The sequence below is a fragment of the Candidatus Rokuibacteriota bacterium genome, from assembly GCA_030647435.1.
Taxonomy (GTDB): domain Bacteria; phylum Methylomirabilota; class Methylomirabilia; order Rokubacteriales; family CSP1-6; genus AR37.
This window is the reverse complement of sequence record JAUSJX010000107.1, coordinates 76,167-82,981: the sequence shown is the minus strand read 5'-3', so window position 1 is coordinate 82,981 and position 6,815 is coordinate 76,167. Positions and strand designations below refer to the sequence as shown.

7 protein-coding genes and 1 pseudogene are annotated in these 6,815 nt (G+C 66.8%); 2 read left to right on the top strand and 6 right to left on the bottom strand.

Going from position 1 to position 6,815, the window contains the following annotated elements; translation table 11 throughout:
- Positions 1–316: 316 nt before the first annotated feature.
- From Q7W02_19225 to Q7W02_19205, 5 genes and pseudogenes are all read right to left on the bottom strand, one after another.
- Positions 317–508 (bottom strand): annotated as a pseudogene (locus tag Q7W02_19225) (ABC transporter substrate binding protein).
- A 70-nt stretch (positions 509–578) separates the two neighbouring features.
- Positions 579–2,093, bottom strand: a complete 1,515-nt coding sequence (locus tag Q7W02_19220; GenBank protein ID MDO8478285.1) for a tripartite tricarboxylate transporter permease — start codon at positions 2,091–2,093, stop codon at positions 579–581.
- On the bottom strand, positions 2,093–2,548 hold the full coding sequence (locus Q7W02_19215) for a tripartite tricarboxylate transporter TctB family protein (protein ID MDO8478284.1): 456 nt from the start codon (positions 2,546–2,548) through the stop codon (positions 2,093–2,095). The genes Q7W02_19220 and Q7W02_19215 overlap by 1 nt, the downstream gene beginning before the upstream one ends.
- Before the next feature lie 5 nt (positions 2,549–2,553).
- Positions 2,554–3,537, bottom strand: coding sequence for a tripartite tricarboxylate transporter substrate-binding protein (locus tag Q7W02_19210; GenBank protein ID MDO8478283.1), 984 nt, complete (start codon positions 3,535–3,537; stop codon positions 2,554–2,556).
- The gene (locus Q7W02_19205) at positions 3,534–3,758 is read right to left on the bottom strand and encodes a hypothetical protein (GenBank protein MDO8478282.1); all 225 of its coding nucleotides are present in this window, start codon (positions 3,756–3,758) and stop codon (positions 3,534–3,536) included. Before Q7W02_19205 ends, Q7W02_19210 begins: the two co-directional genes overlap by 4 nt.
- Before the next feature lie 713 nt (positions 3,759–4,471).
- Here Q7W02_19205 and Q7W02_19200 point away from each other — a divergent pair.
- Complete coding sequence (locus Q7W02_19200) at positions 4,472–4,669, top strand: hypothetical protein (GenBank protein ID MDO8478281.1); 198 nt, start codon at positions 4,472–4,474, stop codon at positions 4,667–4,669.
- 195 nt (positions 4,670–4,864) lie between these two features.
- Here Q7W02_19200 and Q7W02_19195 read toward each other — a convergent pair whose 3' ends face one another.
- Entirely contained in the window at positions 4,865–5,389 is a 525-nt protein-coding gene (locus Q7W02_19195; protein MDO8478280.1) for a hypothetical protein, read from the bottom strand.
- 373 nt (positions 5,390–5,762) lie between these two features.
- Here Q7W02_19195 and Q7W02_19190 point away from each other — a divergent pair, with 373 nt between their 5' ends.
- A complete protein-coding gene (locus Q7W02_19190) occupies positions 5,763–6,791 on the top strand; it encodes a M12 family metallopeptidase (GenBank protein ID MDO8478279.1) in 1,029 nt (342 codons plus the stop codon).
- The last annotated feature ends 24 nt before the right edge of the window (positions 6,792–6,815 follow it).

Sequence of the window (6,815 nt, the reverse complement as noted above, 5' to 3'; positions counted from 1 at the left end):
CGAGGAGGGCTTCTCCAGTCGCTCGACGTGTCCTGGTCACCGTGCCGTCGCTCTCACCCCGCCGGAGTGTCCCGCCGCGTCAGCCAGATGCGACGGACCATGCTGCCTTCGCCTCTCAACCGTGAGGCTCGGCCTCCGGGGCTTTGGTATGTCGGGGCCACCTGTGCGTTCACTTCCGTTACGGCCCGGGGACTCACACACCATCCTTTCGATGGCTTCGTCGGTGGGCTTCAGAGTCTTGGTTTCCCTCCACCCTGCCACCCAAGTTACGGGGCTCTGGCTCTTACCCCGGCGGGGCTGTCTCCCGCTGAACACGTCAGCTTTCTCTGGACGCACGGTTGATGACCAGCTCGAACTTCGTCGGCTGCTCCACGGGGAGGTCGGCAGGCTTGGCGCCCTTCAGGATCTTGTCTACGAAGGACGCTCCGAGCCGGTGCATATCGGACAGATTGGCTCCATAGGCCATCAGACCCCCGGCCTCCGCGTACTCCCTGACGCCGTACATCGCAGGGAGCCGGCTCCGCGCGGGCGGAGTCGGAGGTGAGGGGGAGCCCGTAGCGGTCCTCGGCCACGGCCTCTCAGGCCGCCGCGGCCCGGGCGCGGCCGCGCACCGCCTGTCGGAGCGCGCGCGCCGCGGGGACGGCGACGGCGGACAGCGCGAGCAGGGTGAGCACCGCCGAGATGGGCCGCGTGAAGAAAATCGCGACCCCCGCGTCCGAGATGATGAGCGACTGCCGGAGCGCGCGCTCCGCGAGGGGACCCAGGACGAGGGCGAGCGTGAGCGCGGCGGGGGAATAGTCGAGCTTCCTCATCACGTAGCCGAGCCCGCCGAAGACCAGCATCACGCCCACGTCCCAGACCTTGTTGTTGAGCGAGTAGGCGCCGGTGACGCAGAAGATGATGATCAGCGGCATGAGGACGCCGTAGGGAATGCGGAGGGCCCGGACGAACATGGGGATGAAGGCGATGTTCAGCACGAGGAGCATCACGTTGGCGATGTAGAGCGAGGCGATGAGGCCCCACACGAAATCCGGGTTCTTCTCGAAGAGGAGCGGTCCCGGCCGCAGGCCCCACATCATGAGCCCGCCCAGCATCACCGCGGTGGTGGCGGAGCCCGGGATGCCGAGGGTGAGCATCGGCACGAAGGCCGCCGAGGAGGCGGCATTGTTCGCCGACTCGGGCGCCGCCACCCCCTCGATGGCGCCGCGCCCGAACTCCTCGGGATGCTTCGACACCTTCTTCTCCAGCGTGTAAGCGAGGAAGGAGGCGATGGTGGGCCCCGCACCGGGCAGCACGCCGATGAGGAAGCCGAGCGCGGTCCCGCGGGCGATGGCCCCGCGGCTGCGCGCCCAGTCGGCGGCGGTGAGCATCACGTCGCGGATGCCGTACCGGGCTCTCAGGATCCGCATGTCGGTGACCTGCTCGGCGCCGACCAGCACCTCCCCCAGCCCGAAGAGCCCGATGGCCACCGGCAGGAACTCCACGCCGTCGAGCATCTCGTTGATGCCGAAGGCGTAGCGCGCGTCGCCCGAGATGATGTCGAACCCCACCATGGCGAGCATGAGCCCGAAGACCATGCTCATGTAGCCCTTGAGCGCGTGGTCGCCGGTGAGCCCGGTCACCGTGGTGAGCCCCAGCAGCATGAGGGCGAAGGTCTCGGGCGGGCCGAACGAGAGCGCCCAGCGCGCGAGGAGCGGCGACATCAGCATGAGGAGCACGACGCCGATGGTGCCGGCGACGAAGGAGCCGATGGCGGCGACCCCGAGCGCCGGCCCCGCCCGCCCCTGCAGCGCCATCTGGTAGCCGTCGATGCAGGTCACCACCGAGGCGGATTCGCCCGGGGTATTGATGAGCACCGAGGTGATGGTGCCGCCGTACATGGAGCCGGCATAGAGCGCGGCGAGCATGATGATGCCCGAGACGGGGTCCATGCCGAAGGTGAGCGGCAGGAGGAGCGCGACGCCCGAGACGGGGCCGATCCCCGGCAGGGCGCCGATGAAGGTGCCGAGCGTCACCCCCGCCGCCGCCATGAGCAGGTTGAACGGCGTGAAGGCGATGGAGAAGCCGAGCGAGAGGTTGGCGAGGAAGTCCATCAGAAGCCCAGCACGCCCACGGGGAAGGGCACGCGCAGCCAGTAGGTGAAGATGAGGTAGTTGACGGCGGCGGTGCCGACGGCGATGGCGAGGGTGGACCGCCAGCGCATGCGCTCGACGAAGCGGAGGATGGCGACGAGGAAGAGCACGGTGCCCACCGCCATCCCCACGATCTTGAGGACGGCGATCAGGCCCGCCGTCACGCCGAGCACGATGAGGAGGCGCCGCAGCCCGGCCCCCTCCGGCAGCCAGCGGCCGCCCGAGGTGCGCGCCCGCGTCGCCCCGATCAGGAGCCAGGCGGCGAGGACGGCCATGGTGACGCCGAGCCAGAACGGGAGGAAGCCCGAGCCGGGACCGGCGGCGCCCCAGTAGGTGTAGTTCCGGAGCCCTGCTCCCGCGAACGCCACGCCGAGCAGGAGCAGCCCGGCGCCGGCGATCTGGTCCGCGCGCCGCACGCGCGCTACTTCTTCTTCAGCGCGCCGAGGTCCCCGAGCGCCTTCTCGTACTTGGCGTTGAGGCCATCGAGGTACTTGTTGGCCTCCTCCCCCGTCCACGCGGTGGGCGTCAGGAGGTTGCGCTTGATGTACAACTCCTGCCACTTCTTGTTCTCGGTCACCTTCTTGAGCGTGTCCTGCCACCACTTCACGGCCTCCGGGCTCATGCCCGCCGGCCCCACCACGCCGCGCAGCTGCTCCCAGAAGAACTCGTAGCCCCGCTCCGCGAAGGTGGGCACGTCGGCCGCGTCGGTGAGCCGCTTGCGGGAGGCCACCGCGAGATTGCGCGCCTTCTTGGCCTCGACCTGGGCCACGATCTCGTTGGGGTTCTCCACCGCGGCGTCGATGTGCCCGCCCATGAGGGCGGTGGTCACCTCGCCGCCTGAGTTGAACGGCACGTACTTCACCTTGATCTTGGCCGCGTGCTCGAAGAGATAGTGGAAGATGTGGTCCTCGGTATTGGTCCCGGTACCGCCGACGGTGAGCACGCTCGGCTTCTCGCGCGCGGCCTTGACGAAGTCGTCGATGGTCTTGAAGGGCGACTCCGTCCGCACCGAGAGCATGAGGTCGTCGATGGCCACGATCATGAGGATGGTCATCACGTCGCGGTGGTCGCCCGGGAGGCGCCCTTCCAGCTTCCCGGACACGACCATGGGCGTGGCGCCGGCCACCACGTGGGAGTCACCCTTCTTGCCGATCAGGTAGGTGTAGCCGACGGCGCCGCTGCCGCCCGTGCGGTTGTTGACGTTGATCGGCACCGGCGACCACTTGTTCTCCTCGATGATGCCCGTGATCATCCGCATGAGGTTGTCGGTGCCGCCGCCGGGGGAGTAGGGCACGACCACCTCCATGGTCTTCGACGGATATTTGGCCTGGGCGACCGCGAGCGCGGCGAGCCCGGGGACGAGCACGGCGAGGGCACAGAGCAGGGCGAGCGTCCGGGTCTTCATTGAGCCTTCCCTCCTGGTATCGGCCAGCGTTGAACGACGCCCTCGGCCTCGAGGCCGCGGCGTTCCGTCTCGGTGTATCCGAGCTCGATCAGGATCTCCTCGGTATGCTGGCCGAGGAGCGGCGCCGCGCGGTCCACCGCGCCGGGCGTCTCGGAGAGCTTTACGGGCACACCCTCCTTGTCCAGGCGCTCCAGTCGGAAGGCGCGGAACGTAGATAACATAACACCCGTTCTCGGACACGGCGGCCGTGTCACAGCGCGAATGAACCGTGGCATCTCGCGCCGATCCTGTCAGAGCGCGCGGGACAAGTCAAACCGGGGCCCGAAGAAAAAGACAGGAGCCGGTCAGTAAGGCGCGTTCCAGTCGGATCTGGAAGGGGGGGGTCGCGACGGCCTAGACCACGTGACGTGCGCTGGAATGCTCTGGAGTGTTCCCGAGTTGGGCACAAACTCAAACCGGGAAGAATTCGGTGACGGGCAAGTGAGTGAAAGAAATGGTGGGCAGGGACGGGATTGAACCGCCGACACCAGGATTTTCAGTTCTCACGTTCAATCGTCCGCGTCGCTCATGTTCTCAATGACTTGCGGTGTCGGCGGCACGACGCTGTCGTCGCGCTATGTTGCGGCCAATTGCGGGCCGTCGCGCCGTGTGAGTGACAATCTCGGTGACAGCCATCCGATCCGGATTCCAGCCCTAGACCGCATGGGGTCGCACGCACGCCCTCCCCGAGAGGGGGGCGATCAAGACCGCAGCGCCGCACCCCGATGATCGACGTCGTCGCGGAAGCAGTGGGCGCCGGCGATCCTGACAAACCTGCCCCGGTGCTGGAGCCATGTATCTATCTCTGGGCATTGGCGTCGTCCCCGGCACGCGGTACCCACGGACGTGGCCCTGGTCCACCCTCCGTAATCGACCGCGCGACACCGAGCACTCCGTGCTCCACGCCATCATTGGCGAGCACCTCGAGTCCCTCCTGCGCGAAGTCTCGGACCGCGGCCTCAAACACGGCCTCCCTCGCTTCGTCGAGCAGGAGTTCCGCGAGTTCCTCACGTGTGGCGTTTTGAGCCACGGTTTCACGCGGCTCCGATGCGCGGACGAGTTCGAATTGAGCATTCTAGGCGGCCGCCATTGAGCTTACTAGACGGTCAGCCAGTCAGAAGTCTCTACGCTACTCGACGTACGAAGGTGGATGCCGCTTAGAGCATGTTGACTATGGTGACGATCTAGTTCAGTCTTTCAACATCGGGCGAGTGACCTTACCCGAAATTCGCCGATCTACTGTGCACATGACGGGTCACGACTAGCAGTGATGTTGTCGTGGTAGGACTCAGACATGAAGAAGAAGCCTCCACGCGAGCGCAAAGGCGGCGTCCGAAGCGAGCCGCCCAAGACGATCGGCGATCTGCGCAAGTTGCTTGTCCAACTCGGCGATCCGTGGAGACCGGACCCTGCACTGTCCGACGACGAGCCTATCCCCGAGTTCCTGACCGGCGGCGACGGCAGCGAGGTTTGCCCCGAGGGTCTGCCCGTAGTGCCCCCACATCTCGCCGTCGACCCCAGCGGCAGCGTCCCGCTTCAGCGCGTAGTACGCCGCTTTCAGGTGCTCGACGTGGTACACGTGGTGCAAGAGCGTCGTGAACCGCACCTGCTTGTCCCGTTCCGCAACTCCACGTACCCGCTCCAGCGCACTGCGCGCGCCGTCCCGGTGCTCCGCTCGGGGCACGTTTTGCTGGCTCGGGTTCCCTTTGGCCAGACCCCTTCCCTCCATCCCCTCCGCGACCGGTTGCCCGGCGTTGTTCGGAGACTTCGTCGGTACTCCGGGCCTGTCCGACTGCCCCTGGCCGTCCATCATCGGCGTGCGTCCGTAGACTTCCCGACGCGGCCCCCGGTGCCATCCACCGGGGGCGACCAAGGGCTCGCCCGGTTTTCGCGCGAGGTGTGTCCGGGCATGCCCGGGGTCTCTGACCGCGCGGAGCTCCGCGCCGTCTCGCGCTGGCGACGCGTCGGATATCACCTTCCGCTTCTCCTTACAGCGTCGGCGCTCCAGAGCAAGGGTCTTTCGCGGCTGAATACCCGGCCTGCACGTCCCCGTGTCAACGTTTCGCCCTCGCCCTCGCGGACGCCGACGCATGCCTCCGGGCCGGTGTGGGTCGCTGGCCCTTCACCGTTCGGCTCTTTCATTCGCAACACTTCGCCGGTTTAACCCGGCACACAAGGAGAGTCACATGGCCGCGCGACCCAAGGTTTGCTTTGACCGCGTCCTTCCTCGTGAGTTGATGCGCTTCCAACCCACCACGCATCGGCGCGGCGGCCCCGTACGTGCCATATCGCCGATCGGTAAGACCTGGATGAACGGCTCTACTCTTCGCGTGCGGTTCATGGCTGGAACCCCCGCCGAGAAGGCCGTAGCGCGCGAGCAGGCAGGCTGGTGGGCGCAAGTCGCCAACCTCAAGCTCAATTTCAACGACGCGCCCGCCGCGGAGATCCGCATCACGTTCGATCCCGGCGACGGCGCTTGGTCCTACGTTGGTACCGACTGCCGCGGAATCCCGACGAACGAGCCCACGATGAACCTCGGCTTTCTCGACGGCGGCACGGCGGCGCACGAATTCGGGCACGCCATCGGGCTCGCCCACGAGCACCAGAACCCCGCCGGAGGCATTCAGTGGAACGAGCAGGTCGTCATCACCGAATTGGCCAAGTCGCCGAACTTCTGGGACGAGGCGACGGCGCGCCACAACGTGCTGCGCAAGTACTCCGCCGACCAGATCAACGGCACCGGATTCGACCGGGATTCCATCATGCTGTACTTCTTCCCGGCCTCGTGGACTCTGAACGGCATCGACACCAAGGCCAACGAGATCCTCTCGCGCATCGACAAGGAGTTCATCGCGGGAGCCAAGATGTATCCCAAGACCGGCGTTACGCCGGCGGGCGCGAAGGAACTCAAGGTCAACGCCCAACTCCGGACGCAGGCCTCGATCGGCCAGGTCGGCGAGGAGGATCTCTACCGGTTCACAGCTGCGACGGACGGCCGCCACGTCATCGACACGCGCGGCCCCACCGACGTGGTCATGAAGCTATTCGGCCCGAGCAGCCATACGGCGCTTATCGCGGAGGACGATGATTCCGGCGTCGACACCAACGCCCGAATCGCGGCGGACCTGATCGCCGGCGACTACTTCGTGCAGGTGCGGCACTACAACCGTGGGAGTGGAATGGGAAACTACTCGGTCAAGGTGCGCAGAGCTTGACGGGGCGCACGACGCCGGCGTGCT